The sequence below is a fragment of the Amycolatopsis arida genome, assembly GCF_900115565.1.
GTDB lineage: Bacteria > Actinomycetota > Actinomycetes > Mycobacteriales > Pseudonocardiaceae > Yuhushiella > Yuhushiella arida.
Genome location: NZ_FOWW01000005.1, coordinates 350,709 through 365,625 on the forward strand (window position 1 = coordinate 350,709; position 14,917 = coordinate 365,625).

At 72.7% G+C, this 14,917-nt stretch carries 15 protein-coding genes; 5 read left to right on the top strand and 10 right to left on the bottom strand.

Annotated features, from left to right (window positions below; translation table 11 throughout):
• The first annotated feature begins 473 nt into the window (after positions 1–473).
• Positions 474–869, top strand: coding sequence for a DUF5319 domain-containing protein (locus BM051_RS17340; RefSeq protein ID WP_166677748.1), 396 nt, complete (start codon positions 474–476; stop codon positions 867–869).
• 83 nt (positions 870–952) lie between these two features.
• On the opposite strand, the gene BM051_RS17345 is transcribed toward BM051_RS17340, so the two are convergent.
• From BM051_RS17345 to BM051_RS17365, 5 genes are all read right to left on the bottom strand, one after another.
• Positions 953–1,861, bottom strand: a complete 909-nt coding sequence (locus tag BM051_RS17345; protein WP_092531183.1) for an anti-sigma-D factor RsdA — start codon at positions 1,859–1,861, stop codon at positions 953–955.
• Position 1,862: 1 nt separating this feature from the next.
• Entirely contained in the window at positions 1,863–2,435 is a 573-nt protein-coding gene (locus tag BM051_RS17350; RefSeq protein ID WP_092531184.1) for a sigma-70 family RNA polymerase sigma factor, read from the bottom strand.
• A gap of 282 nt (positions 2,436–2,717) precedes the next feature.
• Positions 2,718–3,314, bottom strand: coding sequence for a response regulator transcription factor (locus BM051_RS17355; protein ID WP_003073605.1), 597 nt, complete (start codon positions 3,312–3,314; stop codon positions 2,718–2,720).
• Positions 3,311–4,309, bottom strand: coding sequence for a hypothetical protein (locus tag BM051_RS17360; RefSeq protein ID WP_341770814.1), 999 nt, complete (start codon positions 4,307–4,309; stop codon positions 3,311–3,313). Before BM051_RS17360 ends, BM051_RS17355 begins: the two co-directional genes overlap by 4 nt.
• Entirely contained in the window at positions 4,309–5,304 is a 996-nt protein-coding gene (locus BM051_RS17365; RefSeq protein WP_092531319.1) for a MerR family transcriptional regulator, read from the bottom strand. The genes BM051_RS17360 and BM051_RS17365 overlap by 1 nt, the downstream gene beginning before the upstream one ends.
• Positions 5,305–5,664: 360 nt before the next feature.
• Here BM051_RS17365 and BM051_RS17370 point away from each other — a divergent pair, with 360 nt between their 5' ends.
• Positions 5,665–5,967 carry a WhiB family transcriptional regulator gene (locus BM051_RS17370; RefSeq protein WP_092531185.1) on the top strand — a complete coding sequence of 101 codons (303 nt, stop codon included), beginning with the start codon at positions 5,665–5,667 and terminating at the stop codon, positions 5,965–5,967.
• Positions 5,968–6,069: 102 nt separating this feature from the next.
• Here BM051_RS17370 and BM051_RS17375 read toward each other — a convergent pair whose 3' ends face one another.
• The gene (locus BM051_RS17375) at positions 6,070–6,699 is read right to left on the bottom strand and encodes a TetR/AcrR family transcriptional regulator (protein ID WP_092531186.1); all 630 of its coding nucleotides are present in this window, start codon (positions 6,697–6,699) and stop codon (positions 6,070–6,072) included.
• A 94-nt stretch (positions 6,700–6,793) separates the two neighbouring features.
• Here BM051_RS17375 and BM051_RS17380 point away from each other — a divergent pair, with 94 nt between their 5' ends.
• Positions 6,794–7,534 (top strand): SDR family NAD(P)-dependent oxidoreductase, encoded by a 741-nt coding sequence (locus tag BM051_RS17380; RefSeq protein WP_092531187.1) that lies wholly within the window; start codon positions 6,794–6,796, stop codon positions 7,532–7,534.
• 1,818 nt (positions 7,535–9,352) lie between these two features.
• Here BM051_RS17380 and groL read toward each other — a convergent pair.
• From groL to BM051_RS17395, 3 genes are all read right to left on the bottom strand, one after another.
• Entirely contained in the window at positions 9,353–10,972 is a 1,620-nt protein-coding gene (groL, locus tag BM051_RS17385; RefSeq protein WP_092531188.1) for a chaperonin GroEL, read from the bottom strand.
• Between the two features lie 82 nt (positions 10,973–11,054).
• Positions 11,055–11,348, bottom strand: a complete 294-nt coding sequence (groES, locus tag BM051_RS17390; protein WP_092531321.1) for a co-chaperone GroES — start codon at positions 11,346–11,348, stop codon at positions 11,055–11,057.
• A gap of 236 nt (positions 11,349–11,584) precedes the next feature.
• Complete coding sequence (locus BM051_RS17395; protein ID WP_092531189.1) at positions 11,585–12,223, bottom strand: LysE family translocator; 639 nt, start codon at positions 12,221–12,223, stop codon at positions 11,585–11,587.
• A 170-nt stretch (positions 12,224–12,393) separates the two neighbouring features.
• Here BM051_RS17395 and BM051_RS17400 point away from each other — a divergent pair, with 170 nt between their 5' ends.
• Positions 12,394–14,010 carry an alkaline phosphatase D family protein gene (locus BM051_RS17400; protein WP_177216960.1) on the top strand — a complete coding sequence of 539 codons (1,617 nt, stop codon included), beginning with the start codon at positions 12,394–12,396 and terminating at the stop codon, positions 14,008–14,010.
• Positions 14,011–14,155: 145 nt separating this feature from the next.
• Here BM051_RS17400 and BM051_RS30360 read toward each other — a convergent pair whose 3' ends face one another.
• Entirely contained in the window at positions 14,156–14,281 is a 126-nt protein-coding gene (locus BM051_RS30360) for a hypothetical protein (protein ID WP_279587056.1), read from the bottom strand.
• Between BM051_RS30360 and BM051_RS28535 the strand changes: the two genes are divergently transcribed.
• Positions 14,280–14,909, top strand: a complete 630-nt coding sequence (locus BM051_RS28535; RefSeq protein ID WP_134046202.1) for a hypothetical protein — start codon at positions 14,280–14,282, stop codon at positions 14,907–14,909. The two genes, BM051_RS30360 and BM051_RS28535, sit on opposite strands and share 2 nt — an antisense overlap.
• Positions 14,910–14,917 lie beyond the last annotated feature (8 nt).

Consider the following 14,917-nt stretch of genomic DNA (forward strand, 5'->3'; position numbering starts at 1 on the left):
CGGGTCCGAGCCGACGCCGGGCCCCGCTGGAGCGACGCTCGGTGAAGAGCCGAACCCGTTCCGGGAAGCCCCGCAAGCACGACCACCTCGACGTCCGGTAGAACGATCACCTGAGACAGCGCTTCGGCAAAAGGTGCTTGGTCGAAAAGCGCTTCGTCGACAAGGGAATTCGTCGACAGCGCTTCGTCGAAAACGACCCGCCACCGAGCACCCCCCACCCTTGGGGGGCGGCCCCGCTTCCAGCTTACCGGACCCGGTGGCCCGACCAGGGAGAAAGCGCTTTCTCCACAGCAGTTGCCCACATTCGGCGTTGCCTGTGGACAACTGCGGCGACGAGCCCCGTGGACCAGCGGGAAGCCGCCGACCGACCGGTCGAGCGAGCCTCCTCGCGCTGGTAGGCGCCCTGCTCCGATCGGGGGAAGGTGTGCGTTCGGCGAAGCCTACTGGACGTGTCCCAGGCAGCGCCCGGTACCGTGCAGGTCGTGCCACACGACGTGTTGCCCCCAGACCCGTTCGCCGACGACCCGGACGACCCGGCCAGGGAGATCGCGGCCCTGGAGGACGAGCCGGTCGAGCCGATCAGCGCCAGCGAGCGCGCCGAGCTGCTCGCCGACCTCTCCGACCTGGCGATGTACCAGGCACTGCTGGAGCCTCGCGGGGTACGCGGAATCGTGGTCGACTGCGGCGAGTGCGACCAACCGCACTACCACGACTGGCACCTGCTACGGGCCAGCCTCGAGCAACTCCTCTCCGACGGCCGAATGCGCCCGCACGAGCCGGCGTTCGACCCCAACCCCGCTGACTACGTCACCTGGGACTACTGCCGCGGCTTCGCCGACGGCGTCACCGCCACCGAGAGCGCCTACTAGGCCGGGCCCACTAGGCGGGCAGAGCCACCAGAACGCGAGGGCGCGGGACCGGCTGGTCCCGCGCCCTCGGTCGTGTTCGAGGCTCAGGTCGTCGGCACCTCGTTGGGCTCCTGCCCCGGGTCGTACCGCGGGCTGCTGCCCGACTCGCTGCCGTCCACCGGTGACGGGGACGGCGAGGACGAGGTGCTGGGTGTCGGCTGGTGGGAGCTGGTCTCCGGCGGCAGCGTCGGCTGCGGCTGCGTCGTCGCGCTGGGCGAGCTCGGCGACGTGGACGGCTTCGCCGAACCGCTGGTTCCCGGTGTCGCCGTGGGCCTGGTCGGCTGGACCGGCGCCGCCGGGTCGTGCAGCCGCATCGACAGTGCGAGGTGCTCGGCGCGCAGCCGCTCCGCCTCGTCGGGCGAGGACACCCCGGCCAGCGCGTGCTGCGCGTCTTCCAGCGCGCGCCGCGCCTCCTCGTACCGGCCTTGCGCGAGGGCCAGGTTCGCCGCGTCGAGGTCGGTCCGCACCGCCGCGGCGGCCTCCACCGAGCGGGCGTGGTCGGCGTAGAGCACCTTGGTCAGTGCCCAGAGGGTGTCCCCGGGCTGGGCGTCCCTGGCGGCGAGCCCGGTCCCGGTGAACCCGATGGCGAGCACGGCGGCCGCCGCCGCGACCGGCACCAGAAATCTGCGCCGGCGACCCGCGGCGGCGTTGCGTCTGGCCAGCGCCGCTCTCCGCACGGTGGTCACCGCGGTGTCGATGTCGACCAGCTCGCCGAACGGCACGCTGTCGACGTCCCGCCGCCAGGCCAGCAGCAGGGCGTTGAGCTCCTGGTCCCCCAGCCCGTCGGCGGCTCGCGGGTCCGACCCGCCGAGCGCGTCCAGCAGCGCGTCGTCGGCCTGCACCTGGGACAGGTCGTCCGGTGAGCCGCTGATGGTGGTCTCGACGACGTCGTCGGATCCTCTGGCGTACGCCTCGTCCCGCGCGCTCCCGCGCCGGCTGTGCTGTTCCGTCACTTCAGACCACCTCCTCAGCGGCCAGTACCTTGCGAAGCCGGGCCAGCGCCCGGTGCTGGGCCACCCTGACCGCGCCGGGGGTGGACCCCACGGCCTCGGCCGTCTCCTCGGCGGAGAGGCCCACGACGACCCGAAGGACCACGATCTCGCGCTGCTTCTCCGGCAGGACGCGGAGCAGCTGGGACATCCGCGCGTTCAGCTCGCCCTGGAGGGCCCGCTGCTCGGGGCCGACGCCGCCCTCCACCTCGTCGGGCACCTCGGCCACCGGCTCGGCGCGGTTGCGCGCCGCCGCCCGGTGCGCGTCGGCCACCTTGTGCTGGGCGATGCCGTAGACGAAAGCCAGGAAAGGGCGGCCCTGGTCACGGTACGAGGGCAATGCCGTGAGCACCGCGAGACACACCTCCTGGGCTACGTCGTCAGCCGAGGCGAACGAACGTTCCTGCCTTCCGACCCTGGCGCGGCAGTACCGCACCACGAGGGGGCGGATGGCAGCAAGAAGCCGATCCACTGCCTGGGGTTCACCCTCGACAGCGGCGGCGACCGACTCCTCCAGTCCGTCCCCCACATTGGCCATCGCAGACAACAGTCCCGGTGTTACGTGTAGGCGTGCAAAGAACCCGGCGTGCGGTTCAGACATCCCTCACGCCGGTGATACCCACCGTACCTTCCAGTCCTGCCGGCCTCGCTCACGGTTGCCACCGGCGCGTCCTGAAACTCCTCGCGGACCTAGCAGCTTACCCCAAGTGTTGCAAAATTCAACAACCTCGCGAAGCCGCGGAGCGGGCCGCGCCGGACGTAGGCACGTCGAGCCGGCACGCGACGCACGGGAGGCGTGGCGTGCCGGAAGGAGGATTCGTCAGGAGACGAGGCCGCGCCGGAAGCCGTGTGCGACGGCCTGCGCCCGGTCGCGCACGCCCAGCTTGCGGAACAGCCGCCGGGCGTGGGTCTTGACCGTGTCCTCGGACAGGTAGAGCTCGCGGCCGATCTGGCCGTTGCTCTTGCCCTGGCTCATGCCGCGCAACACCTGCAGCTCGCGCTCGGTGAGCTGGACACCGGGGTCGGACGGCTGCCGCGGCGCGGGGACCGAGGTGCTGGCCAGGGTGTGCGCGAGCGCGGCGACCAGCTCGGGGCGGGACGCGTCCCAACGGAGGTAGCCGCGGGCGCCGCCGGCGATGGCGGCGGCGATGCTGCCGGCATCGTCCGGCGCGCCGAACACGATGACGTTGGCCTGCGGGTTGGCGGAGACCAGCCGGCGGGTCGCCTCGACGCCCGTCGGCACGGCGCGCTGGGTGCCGACCAGCACGACGTCGACCGGCTGCCGGGAGTACCTGGCGAGCAACTCGTCACCGTGCGCTACACAGTCGATGCGACTGACGCCGGGGACGGCAGACATCACGCGGGTGAGCCCTTCGCGGACACTGCGTCGGTCGTCGCAGATCAAGACCGTCGTCACGGGGTTTCCTTCCTGCAGCCGGGTGACATTCCATATCCCCTATCGGACGCTTTAGGCTCAACCTTGACACGATCCGGTGGCTTTTTTTGAGAAAGCCTCGCCCGGATGTCGGTATGCCTGGTGTGAGCCAGGGAACACCCGCCGGTCGGGACCCAGGGTGACTCCAGGGCCAGCCGCCGCCCCACGCCGTCCGAGCGCAGTAACACAGCGTGCAACTCGTCGGTAACCAACGCCTGGTGCGCGGCCGCCCTCCGGCCGTCCAGGTCGGCGGCGAGCAGGCCGGCCGGCCAGGTCAGCGAGCGCAGCTCCCACCGGGCCGCGTGGTCCAGCGCGGCCTCGACCAGGCCGACCGCCCGCTCCCTGGCCGCGGGATCACCGGTGGCCGCCAGCGCCGCGCCGAGCACCAGGTGGGACTTGATGCCGTGCCGCACCGCATTCCGGTGGGCGGCCAGCTCCGCCGCGCGCTCCGCGGGACCGACCGCCGCCTCCGGCCGGCCGTCGGCGAGCTCCACCTCCGCGCCCACCCAGCCGGCCCGCACCTCCGCGCGCCAGCCGGCGGAGCGGGCGGTGGCCGCGGCGAGCAGGCGCCGGGCGGCGGTGGTCCGGCCGAGGGCGAGGTTGTCCGCGGCCAGCCCGAGCAGGGCATCGGCACGGGCACCGGCGGGGTCGAGGCCGTCCTGGTCGGCGGGGTCGGCGGGCCGGGCGCCGACCAGCGCGAGGGCGGCACCGTCGAGCGGACGGGCCGCGGCGTGCCCGCCCAGCTGCCGGCGGTGCGCGGCCAGCGTGGCCAGTGCCAGCGCGGCGAGCGTCCGGTCCCGCCCCCTGGCCAGCCCGCCGAGCAGGGTGGCCGCGGCGGCGTAGCACCCCTGCGCGCCGAGCAGCACCGCCGCCAACCAGCGCCGGCGGGGCGCTCCCTCGGCGGCCGCGGCGAGGTCCCGGCGCCCCGGGGGCGGCCCGGCCCCGAACGCGGCCGCGCGCAACCCGGCCTCGTCCATCACGGGTGCCCGAGCAGGACGTACTCGAGCCGGTCGACGGCGGCGGGCAGGTCGCCGAGCAACTCCACCTTCGCGGGCAGCGTGGCGGCGTCCCAACCGGACCCGCACGCGAACAGGCGGCTCCGCTGGCGGCCCCTGGCCAGCCGGGTGAACAGCCGCGGATCGGCACCGGGTCGAGCCGCCCACAGCACGACCGCGGCCGGCAGGCTGCGGCGGACCGCGACGGCCAGCGTGTCGGCGGGCATCGGGCTACCGAACAACTGGGCGAGCAGCCGGCGCTCGGCCAGCCCCGCGGCGAGCGCGTACAGCGGAAGGCCGTTGCGCTCCTCGGGCACGCAGCCGAGCAGCACCGGCCGCCGGTTGCGCGGCTCGGCGGGGACGGGGGTCGCCCGGACCAGCGCCGCGAGCACGCACTCGGCGAGCATGTGCTCCACCTCGACGCCGGCGGCGCCGACCCGATCCCTGCGGGCGAGCGCGGCCAGCACCGGCTCGACGATCTCCTCCCACGTCACCAGCACCCCCTCGGCCGCGATCGCCTCCGCGAGCAACCGCTGCACGGTGTGCACGTCCATGGCCAGTGCCGCGGCGCTGAGCCGCCGGGCGAACCGCGACGGGCCGAGCCCGGCGCCGTCGGCCGGCTCCTCGGCGGGCAGCACCACGGCGCCGTCGGGAGTGTCCACGCGTAGTGCCATGGTCGGCGGGGGCGCCGGCGCGGGCCGAGCGGACTCGGCGGGCGCGCACTTGGGCATCCTGGCGAGGGCATAGCGGGCGGCTTCGGCGGTGGACGCGCCGCTGAGCAGTGCCCGCTGCATCAGCTCGAGGCGGCCGATGTCGGCGGGACCGTACCGGCGGTGCCGTCCACCGGTGTGCCGGCTCGGGCCGACGCCGTACCGACGGTCCCAGGTGCGCAGCGTCGAGGGGGCCACGCCCAGCCGGCGGGCGACCGAAGCGACCGGGAGCGTGGGCTCGGCGGCGACGGCGGCGGCGACGGCAATGCCGGAATCAGCCCGCGCCGACCTGTCGCCGGCTGGCTCGTTCGGGCCAGGCTCCGATCCCACCTGCCCCAATATCCCGGGCGCGACCAGGTGCGGCAACCGTGCTGGTCACCGGGCCTCACACCTACGGGGGAAGCCTAATGGTTGAATCGCGAAGAATGCCTTGAACAACTATTGACGCGGTTCTAACGTTACGCGCGTTGCACCGAATGGAGTAGCGAGCGAAGGCGAGACGGTAGGGGGCGCGTCGTGCGGGAGGGGGAAGCAGGCCGCGCCTGAACGGTCGAGTTGACGCGAGCTCGAGTCGCACGAACAACTGCAGAGTCCGGCTGATGGAGCCGGACAGCGGAGGCGGTCACGATGGCAGACACGCGCAGGCTTCCTGGGCCGAACGCCGACATGTGGGACTGGCAGCTCGAGGGGGCGTGCAGGGGAATGGACAGCGGATCCTTCTTTCATCCGGACGGCGAACGGGGGCCGGCGAGGGCGCGCCGCGAGGCCAGGGCGAAGGCCGTGTGCCAGACCTGCCCAGTGCTGGAGATGTGCCGACAACACGCGCTGGCGGTGCACGAGCCGTACGGCATCTGGGGCGGGCTGTCCGAGTCGGAACGGGAGATGATCATCAAGTCGGGCAAGCGCACGCTGAGCCTGGCCGGAAGCTGAACTCGGCCACCGGCGCCCCGGCGGCGTCGGGGCGCCGGTGACGCCCTCGCGGTGGGGAGCTGATCCAGCGGCTCGGGTCGGACCTGGTGGTGCCGGGCCCGATCAGGGGCGGCCGATGCCCGGCCTCGCGGGACGGGTGAACGAGTCCCAGGCGCCCATCGCGGCGTCGACCACCGCGGCCAGCTCGCCGGTCGCCCGCCCGTCCCTGGCCTGGATGGACAGTCCGAACAGGACTGTTCCGTAGAAGGTGGCCATCGCCGCGGTGTCCACGCCAGCCGGCAGGTCGCCGTCGGCGACGCCACGGTCGAGGCGGGTCCGGATGTCGGCGAGGGTCTCCCGGCGCAGGGTGGCGAGGTGTTCGCGCACGCCGTGGTTGGCCGGGGTCGCCGTGGTGGCGGCGAGCACGACCATGCAGCCCGGCGGTAGCGCGGGATCGGTGTAGGCGGCGAGGTTGTCCCGCAGCATCGCCTCGATGGCCGCGCGCGCGGTCGGTTTCTCGGTGAGCGCGCGCCGGGTGTGGCCGCCGTGGGTAGCCCCGTACAGCGCGACAGCCTCCCGGAACAGCGCCTCCTTTCCGCCGAACGCGGCGTACAGGCTCGGCGAGTTGATGCGCATGGCAGCGGTCAGGTCGGCCAGCGAGGCGCCGTCGTAGCCGCGCTCCCAGAAGACCCGCATGGCCGCGGCCAGCGCCGCGTCCCGGTCGAAGCCGCGGGGTCGCCCTCGGGGTGACATCGGTCTCTTTCTGTATCGATTGGCACAAAAAAGCTTGCCCTTCGATCGTACCCCGCCGTATTTGTGTATCGACCGGTACAGAACTGGAGGGACGATGACGGGACTGGACGGCAGGGTCGCACTGGTGACCGGCGGGAGCCGTGGGATCGGGGCGGCGATCGCCACCCGCCTCGCGGCGGACGGCGCGGACGTGGCGATCACCTACGCGAGGGCGGAGGACCGAGCGGCGGAGGTCGTGGGGCAAATCGAGGGGCTGGGCCGCAAGGCGCTGGCGATCCGGGCGGACAGCGCTGACGCCGAGGCGTTGACCTCCGCGGTGGACAGCGCGGCCGGGGTGCTCGGCGGGTTGGACGTGCTGGTGAACAACGCCGGCATCTTCGCCGTGACGCCCGTGGAGGAGCTCGCCGTGGCCGACATCGACCGCATGTTGGCGATCCACGTGCGTGCGGTGCTGGTCGCGACCAAGGCGGCGGTGCCGCACATGACCCGTGGCGGGCGGATCATCAGTGTCGGCAGCAACCTCGCCGAGCGGGCCATCGGGCCGGGGCTCAGCCTGTACTCGGCGAGCAAGTCGGCGCTGCTCGGGCTGACCAGGGCGTTGGGGCGGGAGCTGGCGCCGCGCGGGATCACCGCGGTGGTGGTGCAGCCGGGCTCGACCGACACCGAGATGAACCCGGCCGGCGGCGAGCACGCCGCGGCACAGCTCGCGCTGAACCCGAGCGGCCGGTTCGCCGAGCCCGCCGACATCGCGGCGACGGTGGCCCACCTGGCCGGCGACGGCGGCCGGCTGATCACCGGCACCGCCATCACCATCGACGGCGGGCTGAACGCCTGACCCGGGGGACGAACCACAGTAGACACACGCTTTCCGGCGGCGAACGCGCGTTTCGGCGGGAGCGCACGTCCGGGCGAGAGCGCACATCCTGGCGAGAGTGCGCGTTCGGCGGACGCAGATCACCGGTGGGTGCGCATCCCATCCTTCGGTGGGCGCACGTCCCGGCGGGAGCGCACGTTTCGGCGGGAGCGCGCGTTTCGGTGAGCGCACATCACCGGTGGGCGCGCATCCCATCCCCGATGGGCGCACGTCCCGGCGGGCGTGCGCCCCCTGGGCGTGCGTCCCGGGGGTGGGCGTGCGTCCCCGGGTGGGCGTCCGTTCTGGGTGGGCGGATCTCTGGGATCGAAACCGAATTCGGGGTCACCTGCACCTTTCACGGGCAGCGTGGCTCTCGCCCGGGCGTCCGTTTCGGGGGCGGGGCGTCCGTTCTCGGTGTGGGCGCGCATTTCGGTGCGGAGGCGCCCGTTCCGCGAACATGCGCCTTACGAGGCTTAGGCGCGAGGACCGGGGCATCGACGCGGCCGTCGCCGACCTGCGCGCCGGCGGCGACGAGCTGCGCGGTTGCCCGCGCGTCGCGGCACGGCGGCGCGGGGACCAGCGTGGACGTGCGCGTCCCGGCGACGCGCATTTTCGGTGCGGAGGCGCCCGTTCCGCGAACATGCGCCTTACGAGGCTTAGGCGCGAGGACCGGGGCATCGACGCGGCCGTCGCCGACCTGCGCGCCGGCGGCGACGAGCTGCGCGGTTGCCCGCGTCGCGGCACGGCGGCGGGGGGACCAGCGTGGACGTGCGCGTCCCGGCGGAACATGCGTTCCGGCGCTGAGGTGTGCCTGATGGCGGGACGTGTGCGTTCGGCGCGGACGCGTGCACTGCGGTGGGGCACGCGTACCGGCGCGGACGCGTGCACTGCGGTGGGGCACGCGTACCGGCGCGGACGCGCCACCCCGCTGTCGGGCACCGGCCTCGCCCGCGCCCCGCAGCGGCACCAACCGCCATCCCACCGCGGTCTTCCGGAAGCCCGCAGAGCACTCGATAGCATGAACCCAGCCCGAATACCGCGAGTGGCGGCCCCCCTAAGCATCCCCCACCCGCTCCGGGGGCCGGCCCCGCTTCCAGTTTACCGGGGATGGGGGTCGGGGAGGGGTGGTGCGGAAAATGTGGACAACTTCGGGGCCCAGACGCTCCGTTCGTGTTGATGCGGGATTCTGAGGGTTCCGTTCGTGCCAGCTCGGGGTTTTGACGGTTCCGCTCGTGTCGATGCGCGGTTCTGGCGGCTGCGGTCATACCGGCGGGATCTGACCAATCCGTTCGTGCCGATGCACGGTTCTGGCGGCTACCGTGGCATCAATGCGAGGTTCGGCGGTTCTGTTCTGCCGATACGGGTTCCGGCGGCTGCGGTCGTAGCGGCTCGGAATCTGGCGGTTCCGGTCGTGCCGGGCACGTGGGGGGCCTTCGTACCGGGGCACGCACTGGCCGCGTAGTGGCATGCGCCGGAATCCCGCCCCAACGCCGATCGAGGTGACGGGTACAGCGGCGTCGGATCGGAGTGGGACGGGGAACGGGTGTTGCCCCTCCCATGATGACGGGCGCCCGAGCCGAAGTGGGGAGGGGAACGGCCGCGGCCCCTCCGCTGGGCGTGCCCGGAATCAGGTGGGAATGACGCCGGGCACGGGACGGCGCGCCGCCCGTGCCGAGCATCAGCGCGCTCGGCACGGACGCCGGCACACCACGGACCCCGAGCGCTCGGGAGGCGCGAAACACGAACGGGCCGGCACCCCGATCGAGGTGCCGGCCCGTCGCGCCGTACGTGAGCGAGGAGTCAGTGGGAGTGCCCGTGGCCGTGGCCCGAGCCCTCGCCCTCCTCCTCGGGCTTGTCCACCACGGACGCCTCCGTGGTGAGCACCAGCCGGGCGATGGACGCCGCGTTGGCCACCGCGGAGCGGGTGACCTTCACCGGGTCCACGATGCCGGCCGCGAGCAGGTCGGTCAGCTCGCCGGTGGCCGCGTTGAAGCCCTGTCCCCAGCTCTGCTCCTGCACCTTGGACACGATGACCGCGCCCTCGTAGCCGGCGTTGCTGGCGATCCAGTACAGCGGCGCGGTGAGCGCGTCGCGCACGATGGTGACGCCCAGCGCCTCGTCGCCGGACCGCTCCTTGGCGAACGCGTCCAGCTCCTTCACCGCGTGCACCAGCGCCGAGCCACCACCCGGCACGATGCCCTCCTCGACGGCCGCCTTGGTGGAGGCCACCGCGTCCTCGATGCGGTGCTTGCGCTCGTTGAGCTCGGTCTCGGTCGCCGCGCCCACCTTGATCACCGCAACCCCACCACCGAGCTTGGCCAGCCGCTCCTGCAGCTTCTCCCGGTCCCAGTCGGAGTCGGTGGTCTCGATCTCCTTGCGGATCTGGGCGATCCGCGCCTGGATGTCCTCCTTGGTGCCGGCGCCGTCGACGATCGTGGTGGTGTCCTTGGTCACCTCGATCCTGCGCGCCCGGCCCAGCGACTCCAGCCCGGTCTCGGACAGCTTGCGGCCGACCTCCGCCGAGATCACCTCGGCACCGGTGACCACCGCGAGGTCGTCCAGGAACGCCTTGCGCCGGTCACCGAAGAACGGCGCCTTCACGGCCACCGCGGTGATGGTCTTGCGCAGCGAGTTCACGACCAGGGTGGACAACGCCTCGCCCTCGACGTCCTCGGCGATGATCAGCAGCGGCTTCTTGGCCTCGGCGACCTTCTCCAGCAGCGGGAGCAGGTCGGCCAACGCCGAGATCTTCTCCCGGTGCAGCAGCACGTAGGCGTCCTCCAGGATCGCCCGCTGCTCCTCCGGGTTGGTGGCGAAGTGCGCGGACAGGAAGCCCTTGTCGAACTGCACGCCCTCGGTGATGTCGAGCTCGGTGGCCAACGTGGAGGACTCCTCCACGGTGATCACGCCGTCCTCGCCGACCTTCTCCACGGCCTCCCCGAGCAGGGCGCCGATGGTGGCGTCGCGCGAGGTGACGGTGCCGACCTGGGCGATGTTGTCCCGGCCCTTGACCGGCGTGGCCTTGGCCTTGAGCACCTCGATGACCTTCTCGGCGGCGGCCTCGATGCCGCGGCCGAGCTCGGCCGGGTTCGCGCCGGCCGCGACGTTGCGCAGGCCGACCCTGACCAGCGACTGGGCCAGCACGGTGGCCGTGGTGGTCCCGTCGCCGGCGACGTCGTTGGTCTTGGTCGCCACGTTCTTGGCGAGCTGGGCGCCCAGGTTCTCGTACGGGTCGGCCAGCTCGATCTCCCTGGCGACGGTGACACCGTCGAGGGTGATCGTCGGGCCGCCGAACTTCTTGTCGAGCACGACGTGCCGACCCCGCGGCCCGAGGGTGACCTTCACCGCGTCGGCGAGCCGGTTCACCCCGCGTTCGAGCGCGCGACGAGCGTCCTCGTCGAAGTTGATCTGCTTCGGCATCGGTATCCTCTCTTGGCGCGGAAAACGCCCCGAAGGCCCCGGAAAGGTGGGGCCGCCGGGGCGTCACCGCAGCCGTGGGTCGTCAGTTGATGACGGCCAGCACGTCGCGAGCGGACAGGATCAAGTAGTCCTCACCGTTGTACTTGACCTCGGTGCCGCCGTACTTGGAGTAGATGACGACGTCACCCTCCTTGACGTCCACCGGAATCCGGTTGCCCTTGTCGTCGATGCGCCCCGGGCCCACGGCCAGGACCTTGCCCTCCTGGGGCTTCTCCTTCGCGGTGTCGGGGATGACGAGGCCGGACGCGGTCGTCTCCTCGGCCTCGCTCGTCTGGACAACGATCTTGTCCTCGAGCGGCTTGATGTTCACGCTCACCGGGTTGACCTCCACGGGTCGTCGAAAGCGTTGGCAGGTTACGTAACTGTCGTGCGTTGCTCGAGTCCGGGCAGGCGCCCTTCGTCTCGCGGTTACGGCGCCTACCACCCCCGCCGTCGCGGGTGCCGGGGCGTGTTTGGTGCCGTGCGATTAGCACTCTAGCGATGGGAGTGCTAGCCGCGCAAGGAGGGTCCGGGGAACTGGGGAAACGCCTGAACAGCCCGTTCGGGGCGGGGTCAGCGGGCGGGGTCGTCGACGGCGAGGCGGACCGCGAGGCCGGCGAACACCGCCGCGGACATCCGGTCCAGCCAGCGCCGCACGGCCCGGTGGCGGGCCAGCAGGTCGGCCAGCCGGCCCGAGGTGAACCCGGTCAGCGCGTCCACGGTGAGCCCCACCACGATGAGCAGCGCGCCCAGCACCAGCATCTGCACCGGCACCGGCCACGCCGACCCCGGCGTGACGAACTGGGGCACGAAGGCGAGGTAGAAGATGATCACCTTCGGGTTGGCCAGGTTGGTCAGCACGGCCAGCCCGTAGACCTTGCGCAGCGAGCGCATCTCCGGCTGCCGCCGCACGTCCGGCACGTCCGGCCCCGACGAGCGCAGCGCGTCCACCGCCAGGTAGAGCAGGAACACCACACCGGCCACCCGCACCACGTCCAGCGCGGCCGGCACCGCCTGGAACAACGCGCTCAACCCGAGTGCCGCGGCGAGGCTGTGCACGGCCAGCCCGGTGGACATCCCCAGCGCGGCGACCACCCCGGCGCGCGGCCCTGCCGCCATGCCGTTGGCGACGATGTACATCATGTCCGGCCCCGGCGCGAGGCTGATCACCGCCGCCGCGCCGAGGAACGCGACCAGCAGACCCGGGTCCACGGCGCCACCTCCTCGTCGATGCGGGCACGGTAGGCGGCCGGCACCGGCTGGTCACGCCGTTTTCCGCGCGTTGGGACGCGGCTCGGATGTTCACCGCGAGATCACCTGATCGGGTAGCCACGGCCACCCGGCCGTCGCAAGCTGTGGACGTTCCGACTGACCCGACCACGATGGGGAGCCTTGCCGTGCCCGAACCAGGAGACAACCCGTCCCGTGTGACCACCCGCCGTACCGTGCTGGCCGGTGGTGCCGCACTCGGCGCCGCCGCGGTCGTCACCGGCGTGGCGCTGCCGGCCGCCGCCAGGACCGGGGCCGGCCGGCCCGGCACCGGCGACCCCTTCACCCTTGGCGTCGCCTCCGGTGAGCCCGACCAGCACAGCGCCGTGCTGTGGACCCGACTCGCCCCCGACCCGCTGGCCGAGGACGGACTCGGCGGCATGGGCGACCGCCGCGTCGAGGTGCACTGGGAGCTGGCCCTCGACGAGCGCTTCCGCAGGGTGGTCCGCCGCGGCCACGAGCGCACCGACGCCGACCACGGCTACGCGGTGCACGTCGAGGTCGCCGGGCTGCTGCCGGGCTGGGAGTACTTCTACCGGTTCCGGGTCGGCCGGCACGTCTCACCGACCGGCCGGACCCGCACGGCGCCGCTGGTCGGCGTGTTCGGCGCCGGCCTGACGATGAGCTTCGCCTCCTGCTCGCAGTACGAGCACGGCTACTTCACCGCCTACCGGCACCTCGCCGCCGACGAGCCCGACCTCGTGCTGCACCTCGGCGACTACATCTACGAGTACCAGCGTGGCGTCTACGTCTCGCCGGACGGCAACGTGCGCGACCACCGCGGCCCGGAGACGGAGACGCTGGCCCACTACCGGCAGCGGCACGCCCAGTACCGCACCGACCCGGACCTGCGGGCCGCGCACGCGGTGGCGCCGTGGCTGGTGGTGCCGGACGACCACGAGGTGGACAACAACTGGGCCGGCGACATCCACGAGAAGCCGGAGATCCCGCAGCCGAACTTCCTGGAGCGGAGGGCCAACGCCTTCCGCGCGTACTACGAGAACATGCCGTTGCGCCGGCGCAGCAAGCCGGACGGCTCGCACATCCAGATGTACCGGCTGGTGCGGTGGGGCTCGCTGGCCAACTTCCACATGCTCGACACCCGGCAGCACCGCGACGACCAGGCGTGCGACGACGGGTGGAAGGTGTGCGCCGACGCCGCCGACCCGGCCCGCACGCTCACCGGCCGGGAGCAGGAAGCGTGGCTGTTGCGCAACTTCCGCACGTCCCGGGCCCGCTGGGACGTCCTCGGCCAGCAGGTGTTCTTCGCCCAACGGCGCAACGCGGCCGGCGCGCAGAGCATGGACGCCTGGGACGGCTACCAGGGGTCCCGGGAGCGGGTGAGCCGCGGCTGGGTCGAGGCCGGGGTGCGCAACCCGGTGGTGCTCACCGGCGACGTGCACACACACTGGGCGAACGAGCTCAAGGCGAACTACGACGACCCGGACAGCCCGTGCATCGGCACCGAGCTGGTCACCACGTCGATCACCTCGGGCGGCAACGGCCGGGACTCCGACCCGAGCACCGACCCCAACCTCGCCCGCAACCCGCACATCAAGTTCTTCAACAACCAGCGGGGCTACGTCCGCACCCGGATCACCCGAGACGAGCTGCGGGCCGACTTCCGGGTGGTGGACAAGGTGACCGAGCCGGCGGCGCCGGTGCGCACCCGCGCGTCGTTCGTCGTCGCCGACCGCCGGCCGGGCCTCACCCCGGTGCATTCGAGCTGACCAGCGCACCACGACAGCCAGGCCCACCCGGCCCGTGACCGCCACCAAGGCCCCCTTGGTGGCGGTCAGCGCTCCCCACTGCGCGGGCTTCGCCGTTGTCGCGCAGCGAGGGCCCGACGGGGGCCTTGGTGGCGCGGGCAAGGATCTACGCGGGCCGTACGAAGGTGACCTCGTACAGGGCGGTGAGCCGCTGCGTCAGCCCCTCCCGGCTCCAACCGCGCTCGTCCAGCAGCCCGGCGACCATCTCGCTGGAGATGAGGGCCCACAGCATGGCCGCGGCGGTCGCCACCGTCCACGGCGCGGCCAACCGGCCCTCGCGCCGCAACCACGCGGCCAGTCGTCGGCAGTCGCGCAGCCGCAACTCGGTCACCACCTCGCGATGCCGCGCGGCGTCGGGATCGCGATGCTGGCCGCTGTTCCTGCTGCCGTTTCACCTGCAGCGCTCGGCCGGCGCCGCCTCCGCGCAGACCGGGCTGACGCTGCTGGTGTTCTCCGCCGCGCTGATGGCCTCCGGACTGCTCGGCGGCCTGCTCGCCGACCGGTACGGCGCGCGCCGGACCGCGGCGATCGGCGCGACGGTCGTCGCGGTCGGCCTTGCTGGCGCTGGTACCGCTCGGCCCGGACTGGGGACCGGCGCGGCTCGCCGTGCCGCTGGCGGTGGCCGGCCTGGGAGCCGTGTCCGCCGTTCGCGTCGCCGTGTCCGCCGTTCGCGTCGCCGTGTTCGCGTCACGCGGCGCCAACGCACCGACGCGAAGCGCGAACACGGTGACGTCAGGGGCGAACACGCCGGTGGGGTCGAGGGCGGTTCGGCGACGCGCTTCGGTCGGGCCGCCGAACGCGGCGTCTTTCTTACCTGTCCGGTGTTTTCTTTGTTAAGTTCTGACTTTCCCTGCCGCTGATTGGAGAG

Bases quoted from the DNA above. Each gene is read 5' to 3' on its own strand.
- BM051_RS17380 (WP_092531187.1), top strand. From the start codon at position 6,794: ATGACGGGACTGGACGGCAGGGTCGCACTGGTGACCGGCGGGAGCCGT.
- groL (WP_092531188.1), bottom strand. From the start codon at position 10,972: ATGCCGAAGCAGATCAACTTCGACGAGGACGCTCGTCGCGCGCTCGAA.
- BM051_RS17350 (WP_092531184.1), bottom strand. From the start codon at position 2,435: ATGGCCAATGTGGGGGACGGACTGGAGGAGTCGGTCGCCGCCGCTGTC.
- BM051_RS17370 (WP_092531185.1), top strand. From the start codon at position 5,665: ATGGCAGACACGCGCAGGCTTCCTGGGCCGAACGCCGACATGTGGGAC.
- BM051_RS30360 (WP_279587056.1), bottom strand. From the start codon at position 14,281: ATGCTGTGGGCCCTCATCTCCAGCGAGATGGTCGCCGGGCTGCTGGAC.
- BM051_RS17360 (WP_341770814.1), bottom strand. From the start codon at position 4,309: ATGGACGAGGCCGGGTTGCGCGCGGCCGCGTTCGGGGCCGGGCCGCCC.
- BM051_RS28535 (WP_134046202.1), top strand. From the start codon at position 14,280: ATGGCCGCGGCGGTCGCCACCGTCCACGGCGCGGCCAACCGGCCCTCG.
- BM051_RS17400 (WP_177216960.1), top strand. From the start codon at position 12,394: ATGGGGAGCCTTGCCGTGCCCGAACCAGGAGACAACCCGTCCCGTGTG.
- BM051_RS17375 (WP_092531186.1), bottom strand. From the start codon at position 6,699: ATGTCACCCCGAGGGCGACCCCGCGGCTTCGACCGGGACGCGGCGCTG.